The sequence below is a fragment of the Pantoea sp. JZ29 genome (assembly GCF_035190385.1).
In the GTDB taxonomy this organism is placed as follows: Bacteria; Pseudomonadota; Gammaproteobacteria; order Enterobacterales; family Enterobacteriaceae; genus Pantoea; species Pantoea stewartii.
This window is the reverse complement of record NZ_CP045243.1, coordinates 78,724-95,106: the sequence shown is the minus strand read 5'-3', so window position 1 is coordinate 95,106 and position 16,383 is coordinate 78,724. Positions and strand designations below refer to the sequence as shown.

General features: G+C 47.7%; 8 protein-coding genes and 2 pseudogenes. 1 reads left to right on the top strand and 9 read right to left on the bottom strand.

All coding sequences use genetic code 11. The features are described from left to right. Nucleotides 1-29: 29 nt before the first annotated feature. Nucleotides 30-285: pseudogene (locus tag GC090_RS22195) on the bottom strand (helix-turn-helix domain-containing protein); the annotation flags it as partial. Nucleotides 286-774: 489 nt separating this feature from the next. Here GC090_RS22195 and GC090_RS22190 point away from each other — a divergent pair. Further along, a pseudogene (locus GC090_RS22190) lies at nucleotides 775-882 on the top strand (DNA recombination/repair protein RecA); the annotation flags it as partial. A 304-nt stretch (nucleotides 883-1,186) separates the two neighbouring features. Here GC090_RS22190 and GC090_RS22185 read toward each other — a convergent pair. The 8 genes from GC090_RS22185 to GC090_RS22150 form a co-directional block, all read right to left on the bottom strand. After that, nucleotides 1,187-2,017, bottom strand: a complete 831-nt coding sequence (locus GC090_RS22185) for a TauD/TfdA dioxygenase family protein (RefSeq protein WP_324022203.1) — start codon at nucleotides 2,015-2,017, stop codon at nucleotides 1,187-1,189. Between the two features lies 1 nt (nucleotide 2,018). Continuing rightward, the gene (locus tag GC090_RS22180; RefSeq protein ID WP_324022202.1) at nucleotides 2,019-3,194 is read right to left on the bottom strand and encodes an MFS transporter; all 1,176 of its coding nucleotides are present in this window, start codon (nucleotides 3,192-3,194) and stop codon (nucleotides 2,019-2,021) included. Continuing rightward, nucleotides 3,191-4,423, bottom strand: a complete 1,233-nt coding sequence (locus GC090_RS22175) for a M42 family metallopeptidase (protein ID WP_324022201.1) — start codon at nucleotides 4,421-4,423, stop codon at nucleotides 3,191-3,193. The genes GC090_RS22180 and GC090_RS22175 overlap by 4 nt, the downstream gene beginning before the upstream one ends. Further along, nucleotides 4,399-5,202: a GNAT family N-acetyltransferase gene (locus tag GC090_RS22170; protein WP_324022199.1), complete on the bottom strand. Its 804-nt coding sequence runs from the start codon at nucleotides 5,200-5,202 to the stop codon at nucleotides 4,399-4,401. The genes GC090_RS22175 and GC090_RS22170 overlap by 25 nt, the downstream gene beginning before the upstream one ends. An 81-nt stretch (nucleotides 5,203-5,283) precedes the next feature. Then, entirely contained in the window at nucleotides 5,284-6,012 is a 729-nt protein-coding gene (locus tag GC090_RS22165; protein ID WP_324022197.1) for a thioesterase II family protein, read from the bottom strand. 2 nt (nucleotides 6,013-6,014) lie between these two features. Next, nucleotides 6,015-7,940: a beta-ketoacyl synthase N-terminal-like domain-containing protein gene (locus GC090_RS22160; RefSeq protein WP_024472079.1), complete on the bottom strand. Its 1,926-nt coding sequence runs from the start codon at nucleotides 7,938-7,940 to the stop codon at nucleotides 6,015-6,017. Further along, nucleotides 7,940-12,715, bottom strand: coding sequence for a non-ribosomal peptide synthetase (locus tag GC090_RS22155; protein WP_324022194.1), 4,776 nt, complete (start codon nucleotides 12,713-12,715; stop codon nucleotides 7,940-7,942). Before GC090_RS22155 ends, GC090_RS22160 begins: the two co-directional genes overlap by 1 nt. Nucleotides 12,716-12,747: 32 nt before the next feature. Next, nucleotides 12,748-16,359 carry an SDR family NAD(P)-dependent oxidoreductase gene (locus tag GC090_RS22150; RefSeq protein ID WP_324022192.1) on the bottom strand — a complete coding sequence of 1,204 codons (3,612 nt, stop codon included), beginning with the start codon at nucleotides 16,357-16,359 and terminating at the stop codon, nucleotides 12,748-12,750. Nucleotides 16,360-16,383 lie beyond the last annotated feature (24 nt).

Below are 16,383 nucleotides of genomic sequence, written 5' to 3'. Positions count from 1 at the left end.
AGGCTTCATCTAAACTATTGTTTAAGCAATAGCGTGGGACCAAAGTCGGCATTCTTATCGTGGATTATACCCATAGCATGTTCAGCAAGGGCCGGCAGAAGCTGATGATTACCACGCAATCCCCGTCGGCGGGTTCGCCAGAGCCAGCAGTCCGGACTCTCGATAACGAGCTAGCAGACGCTGACAGTGCCGATCCGTTATGCCAAGTCGTTGTGATATAAGCGAGGTTGTAAGCCGGCCATCAATGACGTCCTGCAGGATCTTGAGGCGGTTAACTTCATTCATCGTAAAGCACGCCGAACCCTAAGCCGTCATCAGTTGCGTCCTCAGCCGGGAAACCTTGGAAAAAGGGCGATAATGTGGACATCTCAATACATCCAGAGGCGGACATCTGAATTTAGCCACTACAGTAAAGTACGCATAATGCTATTTATGTTAAATATGCTGGATTTGATCTTAAGTCCATGAGTTCCTCTCTTTCAGGATGTTACTGATGAATCAGAAAGTTGCCAAAGTTTAGTTGTGGACTCACGATGATTGAATCGCCACGGATAATCTAGACACTCCTGAGCCGTTGATAATACTGGTTTTCCTATTCTGTCGGTGACATCTGATCGCTCGAACCATGCCGACGCTTACTGTTATAGAACATTTCGATGTAATCAAGCTGCCGGAGTGGCCGTCGAACAAAGTGGCTGAAATCCTGCCATGGTGTGGATCTCACCAATAAATAGCCGTCAATACGGCGCTCACTTAACGCTTACCACCGGCTAGCAGGCGCTGAAAATCTGTGACGCCGTGGTGCTTTCCGGCGCCGTCGGCGTGGTGGTGGTCGATTCTGTCGCCGCCCTAGTGCAGAAAAACGAACTTGAAGGGGAGACCATCATTGGGCGGGATACAAAAGTGAAGGTGGAAAGGACTTCCGCTGCGCCGCAGGCGTGCTACCGTTCTCGCAGAAAATCCTCACCGCCGAGTTGCATCAGGGTATTGCTGAATGTCATGGTGTTGTCAGCCATCGGTTTGTTCCTTTTAAGATAATTGTCTTCACAACCATTAACTTACCGGATAAGCCGATGGCCTTCACCATCCTGCAGAATTTACACCACGCCCTCAGACTCTACCCTCCAGCTCCCTAACTTTTTTCAGTCAGAGGCAGCAACTACCCTGACATGGGGGCTTACTAAAATTACATGATGACTACTCTGCGCATAATACGTGCCTGACCTGCCGGCACAGCCCCATCTCCGGTGTGTAATGTCGAACCATTATCCCATATGACTAAGTCCCCCTGCTTGTACTGATGCGCGTAAATATAATCCGACTTTTCACAATGCGCATAAACGGCATTCAGGCAAGATTGGCTCTCTTCTTCCGTCATGCCTGATACAGTGTCTGTGTGAGTCCAGTTAACATAAATTGATTTACGCCCTGTCTCTGGATGTGGACGCAACACAGGATGCAGAGTATCAGGTCTCTGATCTTCAGGTTCAATAGTTAACATGAAACCACGTTCCTGACAGCGCTGCATCAGTTTGTGAGAAAAACCGAAAACAGCCTGCTTATCCTCCAATTTTTCCTTAAGTGCCAAAGGTAAATCATCACAAGCTGCCAGAGTATTACAGAATAGCGTCTTTCCACCTTGCTCAGGAACTTTCTCAGCATAAAAGGTAGTAAACCGTGGGGGTTCTTTTTCATAACACATATCGGAATGCCAGATAGGAAACCCGGGGCCTGGATACCCTTGCGCCTCACCATTTTTCTGAACGTTAGTCACATAAGTCATTTCCGGCCATGGGCAGGTATTCTTTTTCAGCGGGTGCGGAAAAATGTTTCCTAATTTACGACAAAAGATAATCTGTTCTTCAGGTGTTAATTGCTGCCCTGAAATAACCAGTACCTGATGATTTATCACGAGCCTGATTAAGGACTCGACATCTGACTGATCGATTGACTTTACATCAATTCCGGTTACTTTGAGCCCAAATCCCAGACTCAGTTCTGTATGTTCAAATCCCATATCATACTCCGTATTTAATTTTAACAATTGAAACAGCACTAATAGCCAGAAAAGAAACAATGAGAACCATCACACTCAAATCGTAAATTTCGTGTCTGAAAAAAAACAGCAACAGGCCAGCGATCAGAAAAGTGATGGAAAATTGCTGAAATCCCTGAAAAGCAGCCGCCTGAACCGGTATATCGGGAAATGTTTGTAATGCAGCAGAAATGGCAGGTCCGAAATAAAGGCCACAGTTTACTTGCATCAACATTATCCAGATAACAAATCCATAAAAAGGCAATTCATAAAAAACAGTGAGCGTTGCTAAAAAAGCAGACAATGCTATCTGGGCTATCAGGCAGTACTCCAAAAGCAGCCCTGAAGGCTCTTTCTGCCGTGATACGGCTCCCATGTAGCTGCCAATCATGAAGCAACACGAAGCTATAGAAAATAATAAGGCAAGCGCCCATTTTTCCTGCAGATAGACCGTATGCACAATAAAAGGCGAGGTAGAAAAGAATAAAAAGATCCAACTCATGCCTGCTGATGAAAATATAGCATAGCGCCAGAATTGAGGACTCCGTGCAATCTTCCCGTAATATTGCCGAGGCGCGGGCTGCGTGCGCCAGTAAAATAAAGGGTTAACCCGAAAAAATAAAATCAGAATCAGGCAGCCCGTCAGCGCGAGCATAAAGAATATGCCACGCCAGTTAGCCCCTGTGTTGAGAATTGCCACACCCACCAGAGGTGCAAGCAATGGTCCAAGACTGGTTATGCCTGACAGAATACTGTGACCTTTGGTTACCTGAGAAGCGGAAAAACTTTGTGTGATTAATGACATTGATATAACCAGTGTTGTACAGGACGCCAAAGCCTGCATAAAACGCAACACGAGTATTCCGGTATAAGATGTCATGAAAGCAATAGCTGCTGAACTCAAAATAAACAACACAATTGCCAGCAAAAATAATTGATGATCGCTGAAACGGGTGGCTCCCAACCCGACCAGGAGCTGGCAAAAAGCAAAACCCAGAATAAAAATATTCAGCATCCACTGAATCTGGCCAGCGGTTAGCTGGAGAGACACGGCCATGTCAGGCAGCGCTGGCAAGAGCATATCCATTGCCAGCGCCCCCAGAAGCGATGGCAAAGTCAACATTAGCATGATTAGCCAGAATCTACGCTGATGGTTCATAGCTTATCCCTGCTTATCTCCTGTAAAGCCACTTTGAGTAACTGAAGCATGGCATCATAATCCTGCCGCGCCATAATTCCCCATTGACTGTGAGCATAACGTATCGGTAGAGCCAGATTAATGGCTCGGACACCCTTTCCAGAAAACTGTAGCGAAGAGGCATCCTGACCGTAACTGTGTTCACTTTCCCACTGATTCGGAATATGGTGATCACGGGCTACATCATGAATAAATGTCACTAACCGGGTATCAGGTAACATACTTCCGTCGTAGACGAACAAAGCCGGCCCGGCACCCAGTATGGGGGTAGTTTCCTGGGTAAATTGAGTGGGGTAATCTTTTGCAATGCCCGCTTCCAAATTCAAAATCACATCAGCATCGACCTGCCCAGCCAGCGCGGCAGCGCCTCGCATGCCGACTTCTTCCTGTACGGTTGCAGCAAAGGTGAGATTGAGATGTTTATAAGTTTCAGGATTTTTACTAATGTCAACCAGCAGTTCGGTCATCATGGCAAGAAGAGCGCGATCGTCAAATGCTTTAGCCGCATAGCGTTTACCCGGATCCAGAATCGTGAAATTGGCGGCTGGCGTGATAGCTAAACCAGGCCTGACACCTTTATCCAACAGTTGCTGCCGAGTAAGCCCTGTATCAAAGAATAGTTTTGCCGATGTGACCGCTGGAGGAACGCTGAAATCATTGAGTACATGCGGTGCATCCATTCCTGTGAAAGCAGGCAGCGTTTTATCGCCAATCGAAATATTCCAGCGATGCCCCCATAAAACATGATCTATCCAGCCCCCTAATGGTTTAGCTTTAATATATCCTCGCTCATCAATATCTGTGATGATAAAACCCACTTCATCCATATGAGCCATGATCAACACATGAAGATTGTTTTTTGATTTTTCTGATTCTTTGTTTTTAATCCGCGCAATAACATTGCCTACATTGTCAACAGAAATATCAACATTATTATTTTTCCACAGTTCGGTTATGACATTTCGCACAGGCCCTTCAAAACTACTTGCGCCTGGAAGATTCGTTAGCTTTTCAATTAAATTTTCCGTTTCATCCTGTGCGTTAATCGAAAATGAAAAGAAGTATGACATTAAAGTCAAAAATAAAAATATAGTCGTATTCAGGTGGCGATACATATCATCTCTCAAAGAATAAAAATCACAAACGGTATTTATATGCCCTTGCATTAGGCCGTAGTAGACAGATTCCATACTTCAAATTTACCGGAAATTTTGAAGCCATATTTCTTGTAAATATTTAGTCCGTCAGGAGATGCCTGCAGCACGCAAATTTTTGCTTGTTTTTTCTGTGCTAACTGTAAAGCACTGTGAAACATCTCGCTACCAAAGCCTTTCCTGCGCCACTTTTCCGGAGTCGCAATATCAAAAATCCCTGCAACATTGTCTTTTAAATACAGGGTGGCCGTCGACACAGGTACCCCATCCAGATACCCTACCAACTGAATAAGATGTTCATCCAGACGAGTACAATGTTCACCTGCTGCCTGATAAATTGCACGGATGTTTTCTGCTTCAACAGGATTACCCGGCTCGAATATAGCTGATAAAACCTCTCCAAAATCCCGAAAACGCACCGGACTATCACAATATTCGATGCAAGATAATACTTTTTTCGGACAAGCTGATATCGGTGCAGTCAGAGGAAAATACATTCCTACATCGTTTTCTTCATGACACCAGCCTGCCTGTTCCAATAACTCTGCAATAACCGTCGTGGGTTCAGCAAACCACCACGCTGCTGGCATATTTCTTTGACTATAATATTGGGTAATACGCGTAATATCTTCCTGAAATGTCGGTGTTCCAAAAACGGTATTAAAGGTATCAGAGCGTTTACCACAGTCGATATACTGAAGTCCGTTAAGGTAACGTACCTGCATGTCCGGCAACTGCCGAGCTAGGGAGGAAAATTTTTCAGAAATATTACCCGACATATAAAGACTGACATTCACTTCATTGATGTTAATCATATCTTCCTCTGTATTTTTAATGTCCATATCGTGCATGCGTATTTTACCCATCGTTAAGTTAGGTGAGTTTATTAATTATTTTCAATCGGAGTTAAGATTATCACATATAAGCCTAATTACATTTTCTGATTGCTGGTGATGATAAAAATGATCACCTTTATGAGGATAAAAGGCGATGTTCTTTTCGCTGGAAAATCGCCTCCATCCGTCAATCATCTTTTGTGTGATCAAATAATCCTCCGTTCCCCATAAAATATGGATAGGGGTCCGCAAAGGTTCAGATATCGGACTGACATACTTTTCACACAAGCAAATATCCTGGCGTAATGTGGCCAAGAAGGGGTACAACAGTTCTGGCTGCTCAAGTAAGAAAGTCTCTGTCCCTCCCATGCCTGCCAGCTCCCGGATTAATTGCTTATCACCCAGACCAGTAAGGCTTCGGATAATCGGTTCATCAGGTGCCCGGCAACCTGAAATAAATAGAGCATGAGCAGGCTTATCCCAGTAACTTTCCATTTTACACGCCAGCTCAAATGCAATCAGACCTCCCATGCTGTGACCAAAAAATACTATCTTTTTATCCATGAGATTTTCTAGTTCAGGCAATATCAAATCTGCCATTGACTGGATACTGTCGGGCATAACGTCTTCCCTTCTGGCTCCACGGGCTGGCAATTGCAAATATCGGCAATCCGCATGCTGAGAAAAATACCTGAACCAAGGCATGTAAGCCTCACCGCAACTGCCGGCATGAGGAATAAAAAGGATGACAAAATCTGCTCTGTTATTGCGTACCGGGCTGAGATACATAGTCACATCTCCTTATAATCAGTATTGACTTCCTGTGGCACTACGTCAGCTTTCTCACTGTCCTTCTGTTTCAGCCGCCTGACAAAATGGCTTAGCTTTGGCGCAGCGTAGATATCGGCGATATTCACAGTGGTGAAGCCCTGCTGCCTTAATGCCTGTATAAGTTGAACAGAAAGCAGAGAATTCCCGCCTGCTTCAAAAAAATGGGTGTCAGTGGTGGGTTTATCACTGAACCCCAAGCATTTTTGCCAGGCCGCGACAATCAGGGTTTCGGGATCGCTATCAGGTTCCCCTCCTTCAGGCTGAATGAAGTTCTTGCCGGGCTGCTCAACTGGTGACGGGATGCTGTGGCTGTCAAGAGGTGTCGCTGGTAGCGCGATTCTGTACAGCCCCTCATTTTTATTCAGTACTGGCGGAGCATCCTCACAATGCATAATGCTCAGAGGAGCCCCGTCAGCAACCTGCTGTAACTGCTGCTGCCAGTGCTCCCAGTTCTGTACAGCCAAATGACAACGGTAGCTGAATTTTTCAGAAAGATAACGTTGTTGAAGCGTCCAGGCGCAATATGGCAGTGTGTCAGGCGACATGGATTCAGTCGCTTCGCGCAACTGACGTGCCAGTTCCTGTACCCTCTGCCCAGTGGATGCAGCTAAAGGGATAAGGAAGGGCCCGGTTATATGCTTCATTTCTCGTGGTGGTGCCTCGCCCAATACCATATGCACATTTGTTCCACCAACGCCAAGCGACGTGACGACGCTCATGCGTGATGCACCACGCCATGGCAAGGGCCGGGCATGTAAAGCAAAAGAAGACGTGCCTTTGAGGATCGTGCCGGTCTTGTGAGGCTGCGGATAGATCAGTTGGTTGTGGAATGACAGCAGACATTTTGCAACGCCCGCAAGGCCACTTGCTGCATCCAGATGACCGATATTTGCTTTGATACTCCCGAGTGAAGGAAGCGGCATCTGGCGACCATAGACTTCACTCAACGCAGCCAGCTCAATCGCATCCCCCATGCTTGTTGCCGTACCATGACCTTCTATAAAGCCAATATCGCTGGCTTTTACTCCCGCCACTTTTAACGCACGCTGCATAACGGCAATCTGTTGGTCAATACTCGGTGCCGTGAAACTGACCTTTTTTCTACCATCATTATTTACTGCGCTGCCCTTGATTATGCCCCAACACGGGGCTCCCTCCAGCAGTGCTTGTTCCAGCTGTTGCAGTACGAGCACAACCGCCCCGGTCCCGCCAATAGTGCCATCAGCATCTTCAGTAAAAGGGCAACAGGATCCGGATGGAGAAAATATCATTCCTTCACTGACAGGATATGCTTCCTTTAAAGGCAATGTCAGTGAAACACCTGCGACAAGCGCAATAGAGCACTCTCCCATTCGTAAAGCCTGGCAAGCCTGATGCAAAGCAGCAAGACCACTGGAACAGCCGCTTTGTACCGTCATTGCAGGCCCTGTGAGATCAAGATGCCAAGCAATACGCGTCGCTAAAAAGTCTTTATCATTGGCGAGCAACAGGTTATAGCGGGCAATGGCATTGTCTGCATCCTGTTCCAGACAGGCCTGCCAGTGGGACTGATTAGCGGAGCAACTGGCAAACACGCCGCATTCAATAGCCTGTCGGCTACTAAGCGAACGATATCCGGCAGACTCCAACGCTTTGACTGCTTCCTCAAGCGCCAGTCTGTGTTGCGGGTCCAGACGGCTGGCCTCCGCTTCAGCCAACCGAAAATACCGGGAATCAAACCAGTCGTGCCGTTGAATTATTCCCCTGGCTCCCACTCTGTCAGGATGCTCGTTATCAAATCGTTCAATTGCCGACCCAGCATCAGCCAATAATTCATGAAGCTGCCAGGGTGTGTCACTTGCGGGCAGGCGAACACTCATTCCTGTGATTGCGATATCCATAGTCATCAGATCGTTTCTTCCTCAAAAAACTTGTCAACCAACCGTTGCTGGTCACGGATGCAGGGGTGGCGAAATATGTCAAGTAAAGTAATAACAGGTTGCTCCAGCAATTTATTCAACTGCTGAACTAGCAATGCCGCCTTGATTGAGCTGCCACCCGCTTCAAAAAATGGCAAATCATCTGGCAGGCTTTTGTGGCCAAGGATTTGCTGCCAGATGTACTGTACCGGTTGTGTTGGATGCTGTTGAGAAAGGCCGGTGTCCGTTAACGGGTCAGGCAGCTGACTTTCGTCTATTTTGCCGTTTACGGTTAGCGGAAGGGCGTCAATACGCATCAGCTTCTCGGGGATTGCCCATACAGGCAGCGTTTGTGACAAAAGTTTTGTAACCGTTTGCGGCGTAATATCCTGTTCCGCGACATACCAAGCGGCCAACATGCGTGTACCACCGCCTATGTGAATCGCTCTTACGACACAAGCTTTTATGCCCGGAATCTGTCTGAGTGTGATGCTGATTTCATCCAATTCAACGCGATGGCCGTTAATTTTTACCTGTTGATCTAGCCTACCCAAGTAATACAGTTGCCCATTGCCATCAGCAACAGCCAAATCACCACTAAAGTAATAGCGATTTGTCTGACTGACCAGTGTGCCAAACCGCTGCTGATTGAGCGCCGGCGAGTTAAGATATCCGGGACTCACCCCATCTCCAGTGATACACAATTCGCCAGGAACGCCAACCGGGCAGAGCAATCCTCGCTTATCCCGCAGTACAATTCCATTATCTGCAAGCGGCTTGCCGATACATGACATTGTGTCGTCGGGGGACATCTCATGCACAGTGGCATGAACAGTAATTTCAGTGATGCCGTACATATTGATCAGGCGAGTTTGTTCTGAGCCGTAACACTGCCACCATGGATTTAAATCTGCCGGACGTAACGCTTCTCCACCAAAAATAATCATCCTCGGGCTATGATTTAACGTCGTACCCGTGGTCCCAATGAAGTTACGGAACGCAGTGGGTGTCAGACTTAATACCGTAATACAATGTTGATCCAACAAGGAGGCGAAGCCGACCATGTCAGTTGCCAGGGCTGGTGGAACGATGACTAGACGCCCACCATAGAGTAAGGCACCAAATATTTCCCACACTGAAAAGTCAAATGCAAAGGAGTGAAACAACGTCCAGCTATCCTGCTCACCAAAGTTGCCCCATTGTTGACAGGCGCTGAACAGTCTGCAGACGTTATGATGCGTTACAGTGACACCTTTAGGCTGCCCTGTTGTCCCAGACGTAAATATGACATATGCCAGATCGTCTCCGGAAACCGATACAGGTGTCATACTCTGATTCGGGCGTAGGAGCACGCTGTAATGAATGTCTTTCGGCGCAGGTATGACCGAATCATCCACCACCGTCAGGCAAACTTTACTTTGTTGAGCAATATAGTGATTTCGCGCAGACGGATTACGGGGATCAAGCGGCACATAGAAAGCACCTGTACGCAATACCGCGCATAAAACGGCAATCAATCGCCAGCCTTTTTCCATACTGACACCGACGGCATCGCCCGGTTTAACCCCTGAAGCCTGTAATCCAGCGGCTAGGCTTTCCGTTTCCTGCCACAACCGGGCATACGTTATTGCGGTATCGTCATCCTGAACAGCAATACGGCTGGAAAAGATTTCTGCACTAGTGGCCAGCCAACTCGCCAGCGATGTAGCAGTTGCCACAGGGGAGGATTCCTGCAATGCCCGTAATAAAGGCTGCTGCGCCAGGGGAACTGGGTTGATTTGACGGAGTACCGTGTCTTCCATCGCGCAGCCCTGACAGAGGAGTTGTTTGAACAACTGGGAGAGTGTGCTTACCCATTCCGGATAAACCGTGTCTCCCTGATATTCAAAAATAACTCTTAAATCGCCCTCTTCAGTCACAATAGCGGAAACCACCAGCGGTGCTTTGGCTTCCTGAGGCTGATAAAAATCACAGCGAACAGACAGGTCAAAAGATGTTCCCATGCCCTGTAGAAAATCCATATAGCTAAATAGCGTACTGAACATGGCATCTTTATCTGCCACACCTTCCAGATCGGCCATTATTCCGTCTATGGCTACGTCCTGCCAGGCCAGACTATCACTGAGCTGTTTCTGAATTTTCCTGAGCACATCCCCCGCGTTGCTCTCATCGTTCAACTGACAACGTAAAGGCAGCGTATTGGTCATATTTGCAACACAACGCTGTAACTCTGATTGCTGGCGGTTTGCCACAGGAGTGGCGATCACTATGTCCTGATTTCCGCTTAATCGCTGAAGCGCGATAAACAATGTCGTCATGAGTAATACCGGCAGCGTGACGCCTTTTTCACGCCCTTTATCTACCAGCTCATGATGTACCTCACGGCTGAAAGTCCAGGAGAGTGAGCCATCGGGTACATTACATAACGCCTGAGGCCAGACAGGTTTTGACTGAAATCCGTTCAAAACGTCTTGCCAGTAGGAATGGGCGGCCCGCCGACGTGCCTCATCGGGCTCAGTTATCACATAAGCTTCCGGTGCTGAATGTCTCTCATCCCGGTAAAGTAATGCGATATTCTGAAGCAACGCACGTAAGCCAAGCCCGTCCACTGCGGTATGAGCGATTGAAAGCAACAACGTGCTGCCCACAGCATGATCATTGTTAAGCAACAATGCCCGAACAGGAGGCTCAGATTCCAACTGAAACGGAATCCCATAAAATGCAGACAGTTCACCGTCTGTGCCTGAACCACATTCCTGCCGCCACACGTCATCCAGACATGCAGGACGATAGCAGGCCCCCTGCTCATCCGGTTCGATACAGCAAGATAAAGCCCGACTCCTGTGAAGCACAGTGAGAAATGACTGTTTTAAGCGAGGAACATCGACGCCCTCATCAAAATATAATGTTACTCCGATGTTGTAGCAGGCCTTGGCACGATGCGTTTGATACACCTTAAACATGCGGTACTCAATTGCACTGAGGCGATCAGCTTCAAGCATAAGTGGCGCCGAAACTGCCCCAACAGACACTGGCATGCTTTGAATCTGCTGTTCCAGTTCCCTGAGCGTGACGTTCTGGCTCAGCAGGGTATCAAGACTCATTAACTTACCGAGCTGTGTGCGGAGCAGTGTCTGAAATCTCACAGCAGATAGGGAATCCCCACCCTGCGCCATGAATGCCGCATCTTCATCAGGAACTGATCCAAGCGCCTCTGCCATAATCTGCATAACTGGAGACAACGGGGGCTCACCTGAGCGTGATAATGTCTGACTCCATTCCTCACTGAGGGTGCGTCGACAAATTTTGCCACTCGTTGTCCGCGGCAGCGCTACTGAACGGATATGCCACACATGCGGCATCATATAAGGAGGAAGCATTGCCTGTAATCGACTTAGGCAATGGGCAGTAAAATCGCCGTCCGGCTCATTAATATCGCTTTTTACCACAACAGCAATCAATTTTTGCTGTTCTTGGTGTGTGTTATCTACAATGATGGCAGCTTCGCGTACCTCATTGAGTGTCAGTAAGGACTGTTCCAGCTCTTCTAGCTCGATGCGGTAACCACGAATTTTGACCTGGAAATCCATACGTCCATGGAAATGTAGAATGCCATTGCGATCCTGATGTCCCCAGTCACCAGTCCGATAGATACGCAGCAATTGTCCTTCCAGCCCACGGATAAAGGGGAAGCGTTCGGCGGTAAGGCTGGGATTATTGTGGTAGCCTTCAGCTAGCCCGTTGCCCGCCAGACATATCTCTCCCGGTTCACCAAACGCTACCAACTGCAGTGCATCATTTAAAATAAATGCCTGGCTTCCCTCAATGACCCGGCCAATCGGTACAGGCCCGCTTTCCGGCCGTTCCTCTTCCCTCAAGCTTCGATAAACAGTTGAGTAGGTTGTATCTTCTGATGGCCCCCACAGGTTGCATATACAGCTCACTTGGCTGCACTGGTAAATGTCATTAACTAGCTTCCAGTGCAGTGCTTCTCCCGCCAGATTCAACGTCGTAACCCCCTTAGGGATCGCCTGTGCTCGCACTAGCTCACGAGCCGCTGAAGGCACCGTATTAATTAATGTCAGTGCAGCGTAGCTGGACGATGGCGTCAACAAGTCAAGTGCAGAATCAACCAGATAGAGAGACGTTCCCGCAGCAAGAGGAACAAAAATCTCAAAAATAGCCAGGTCAAAGGTGATGGTTGTGGAAGCGAGTACACATTTCAGCTGTTTAGGCGAATAAAATGCCAGAGCCCAGTCTGTTAATGCCTCCACACTGGGGTGGCCGATAGCAATCCCCTTAGGCTTGCCGGTGGAGCCTGATGTATACAGTAAATAAGCTATATCATTAGAATGTTGTTGAGGCAGCATGTCGGTCATGGCTGCATTATTTTCTGTCAGCTCGCTAATATGCCATAGCTGGCAGTCTGTTGCAGTCGGAGGCTGTGTGTCATAGACAATGGCTGCTGGTGCACTTTCGACAATAATACTTTGTCGCCGTGCCTCCGGATGCCGGGCATCAAGCGCAACAAATGCACGCCCACTGTGCCAAACTGCCAGTAATGCTGCAATTAAATCGGGTGTTCTGGACAGATGAACAGCCACAGGTCCCGGCTGCGGGATCTGACGGAAATGTTCCGCCAGCGTTAGAATTTTTTGCGCCAGCTGGTAGTAACTAATTTTATCCTGCTGCCAGTAAATAGCAGTCGCATTCGGCCGAAGCTTTGCGTGCTTCAGCACGCGCTCAATAATGGAACCATTCATTTCTTATCTCTCTTATCATCCGTTGATACAGATTAAGCAATCTGGACTTTGTCCATATATTCACGCGCTAACTGTTCAACGTGAGCTGCAAATTCCCGCACGGTTGGATGTTCATAAATCGCCATGGCGTGCATCCTGATGGGATAGTCTTTTTTAAGAAGACTTATCAGTTGCAGAACGATTAAAGAATTCCCGCCCAACTCAAAGAAATTGTCATCATTACCAACCCGCTCGATGCCTAACAATGCTTCCCAATGTTTTGCGACGGTAATTTCATACGTTGAGAGAGGATCTTTCCACGAGGTTTGTACAAACTCATCCCTACTACGTGAGATCAGCGTTACTTTCTGCGTCAGCGACGCAACAGATCCCACTCGTGACCAGTTTTCAATAACTTTGTTGAAATCAAGTGTGGAAACCACAACACGGGAACCGAAAGTAGTAGAGAATAGTCGGCGATAGACTTCAAAAATTTCATCCTGAGACATTTTGTTTTTAATATGCTCACGGCTAAGTTCTTTGAACTGTGGCTGTGCAGAATAGTTTCTGGCCCGCGCTTCGTTCACAGCACCCCAGTTAATCGCCAGCACCTGCGTGTAGCCGCGTTGATGGCAGTGCTCCGCCCAGGCATCCACAAAAGCATTCGCAGCCGTATTGTCAACCTGACCCAAGCCACCAATGATGGCATTCATGCTGGAGCAAAGCAGGATGAAATCAGGATTAAGTGGCAGGAAAACATCACAGAGATTCATTGTGCCGGCAATTTTAGGCGAGAAGACCTGTTCCAGCGAATCGCGCGTCTTTGTATGGATCATTCCGCTGTCAACCGTTCCGGCAGCATGAATAACGCCATCCACACGTCTGTGACGCGTCTGTAATAATGTATTAATCTGGACTAAGTCTTGCCGGCAAGTAATGTCCGCCGTCAAGATCTCGACTTTGCCCCCCAGATTTTCAATTCTCTGTAAATGCAGTATTTTTTCGCTGACAGTGTTCTCACTTCCGTGCTGTTCCAGCCAGCTTTGCCACTCTGAATGGGCAGGAAAACGCGTGCGGGTAGTCAGGTAGACCTGTGCCTGATAATTCAGTGCCACAAACTCCGCCAGTTCCAAACCAAAATTGCCAAGTCCGCCCACAATAAGGATGGTTTTGTTACCAGACAGCAGACTTTCGCCCAGCTGTGTTTCTGACACGCTATAACGTGCATAGTCTTTTACAAATCTATGGACACCTCTTATGGCAATTTCACTGCTGCTGCCACTGCCCATCTCAGCCAATAGCATCCGAATCGTTTGTTCGGCCTGAAAATTAGGCGCGATATCCACCAGATGACACTGGATGTCCTGATATTCTTTGGGCAACACTTGTGAGATGCCAAGCAAAGTAGACTTTGCTGGTTCAATATCCTCTTCACCAACGATGCTGATCATTCTGTCTGCAACCAGTAACGTATGAAAATTCACCGTTAGCGCTAGCTCATTATACGCCTTACACCAGGCAACCATGGTATACAGCCCTTGAGACTGAATGCGATCTGTTGTCTCATTTTGATTACCCAGACACCACAGATGAACCACCCAGTCGGGCAACATAGCTGTTTCAGCCAAATCCTGAATCAGCAACTTCATGTGCATTTCATTTCCGGGCTCTATACGATAATGATCGTCGCCCAGTCGGGCATATTTTTCCCCAGCGACTACATGTAACAGACTCGCACCCTGTTGGATTAATTCCTCGCTAAACTGCCCGGAAAAACTATCGTCATGATGGAACATCAGTATGCGTTTACCTGTTATATTAACAGTCAAGGCAGAGATGCGTTGTTTTTTCCAATAGGGTGTATAAAACCACTGGGAAATATCACTGATTTTTCTATTTTCAGTTGACTGTCCCTGTTCTGTATTGAATGGTTCCGCATCGATCCAGTGATCATGAGCTTGAAAAGGATAGCCAGGCAAAGGAATACGTCGACAGCTCTTGGGAAAAGACGTGTTGGTAACAATGTTGCCATCGCTTAACCAGAAATCAGACAGTTGCACCGCCGTCGCCTGCTGAGCTTCCTCTAGCGTCCAGCTACGACTCGCCGTAACGGTCATACACTCAACAGAATCAGCCATTGACAGTCTGTCGCACAAATCACTCACTGAATCTACGACACAGCCCCACCGATATTTAAATGCGCTACGCCCACTCAATAATGTCCAGGCAATGTCGGCTAATTGACTTTCAGGATGCTCCTTTAGCCAATCATGCATCCGCTTAACCTGCTGAAATACGACGTCGGGAGTACGAGCACTAAAGCCGATAAAGACAGGTGTACCTGCTACCACTGTCGGCCTGACGTCAGCAGGTGCCTGCTCGAGGATCAATGCCCCGTTTGTTCCACCTACGCCAAATGAGCTGATGGCAGCAATGCGTTGGTACGACGCGGAGGGTTGCCACTCAGTCAGACTTTGCGGGATGGTAAAAGGAGACTGATCAAGTCTGACAGCAGGATGGGGCTGGGTATAATTTGCCAGAGGTGAGACAGATTGATGCTTCATGTCCTGAATGACTTTGAGCACAGCTGCAATCCCAGACAACGCGTCCAGATGTCCGATATTGGCTTTAACCGTACTCAGCGACACCGATCCCGCAGGCAGCCCGTCAAACACCTTTGTAAGCGCTTCAAATTCAATCGGATCACCAACACTGGTGCCAGTACCGTGCGCTTCTATATAGGTAATATCTTGAGGCTCCAGTTCCGCATTTGCCAGCGCACCAAGCATGACTCTGATCTGACCGGACACCGAGGGTGCCATGTAGCCAACTTTATCGCAGCCATCATTGTTTATGGCTGTAGCGAGAACGACTGCATGAATGCTGTCACCATCCTTAATGGCATCTTCATAGCGCTTGAGCACAAGAAAGCCAACACCATTGGTAAAAATCGTACCATCCGCATCTGCGGAGAAAGGTGCACAATGGCCAGAATCGGACTGAATACCATCCTGTTCATGGTGATATCCATATTGATAGCGTGGTTTAATAACCGCTCCTCCTACCACCGCCATATCGATATCAAACTGTAATAAACTCATACAGGCTTCATGAATGGCAACCAGTGAACTCGAGCATCCACTACGAAGATTTACTGCTGGCCCTTGCCAGTTAAAATGATAAGCAATCCGCGAAGCCATGAAATCGGGTTCGTTCAGATAGAGAAGTTGCGTTTGCTCATGTAAATCAGCTCGCTGGTGATACTGGACAGCAAGGTTTTCATTAAAGTAGCTGTTTACAGCCGAAACGGTATAGACGCCAGTTGGCGCGGAAATCTGATCGGGTGCATAACCTGCGTGTTCACACGCCAGCCAGGCATATTCCAGTGATTTTCTGATCTGCGGATCCATATAAGCAGCTTCTTTAGGGTTATAACCAAAAAAAGCAGCGTCAAACTGACGATAATTTTCGGGGCCACCGCCAACGGGACGGAAGCTGGGTAGTTGATAAAATGAGGCAGGCAGGTGTTTGGCAATCTCTTCCTGTGTATAACGTCGGATACCTTCTTTTCCCTGTGAAGTCAGTTGCCACAGTTGCTCTGCATCAGGACAACCCGTTAATGAGCCGGCATAACCAACGATCGCGATTTTATTACTGTCATTCATGGATATTTTTCCCGATAGTTCCGT

Bases quoted from the DNA above. Each gene is read 5' to 3' on its own strand.
- GC090_RS22155 (WP_324022194.1), bottom strand. From the start codon at position 12,715: ATGAATGGTTCCATTATTGAGCGCGTGCTGAAGCACGCAAAGCTTCGG.
- GC090_RS22160 (WP_024472079.1), bottom strand. From the start codon at position 7,940: ATGACTATGGATATCGCAATCACAGGAATGAGTGTTCGCCTGCCCGCA.
- GC090_RS22180 (WP_324022202.1), bottom strand. From the start codon at position 3,194: ATGAACCATCAGCGTAGATTCTGGCTAATCATGCTAATGTTGACTTTG.
- GC090_RS22170 (WP_324022199.1), bottom strand. From the start codon at position 5,202: ATGATTAACATCAATGAAGTGAATGTCAGTCTTTATATGTCGGGTAAT.
- GC090_RS22165 (WP_324022197.1), bottom strand. From the start codon at position 6,012: ATGTATCTCAGCCCGGTACGCAATAACAGAGCAGATTTTGTCATCCTT.
- GC090_RS22150 (WP_324022192.1), bottom strand. From the start codon at position 16,359: ATGAATGACAGTAATAAAATCGCGATCGTTGGTTATGCCGGCTCATTA.
- GC090_RS22175 (WP_324022201.1), bottom strand. From the start codon at position 4,423: ATGGAATCTGTCTACTACGGCCTAATGCAAGGGCATATAAATACCGTT.
- GC090_RS22185 (WP_324022203.1), bottom strand. From the start codon at position 2,017: ATGGGATTTGAACATACAGAACTGAGTCTGGGATTTGGGCTCAAAGTA.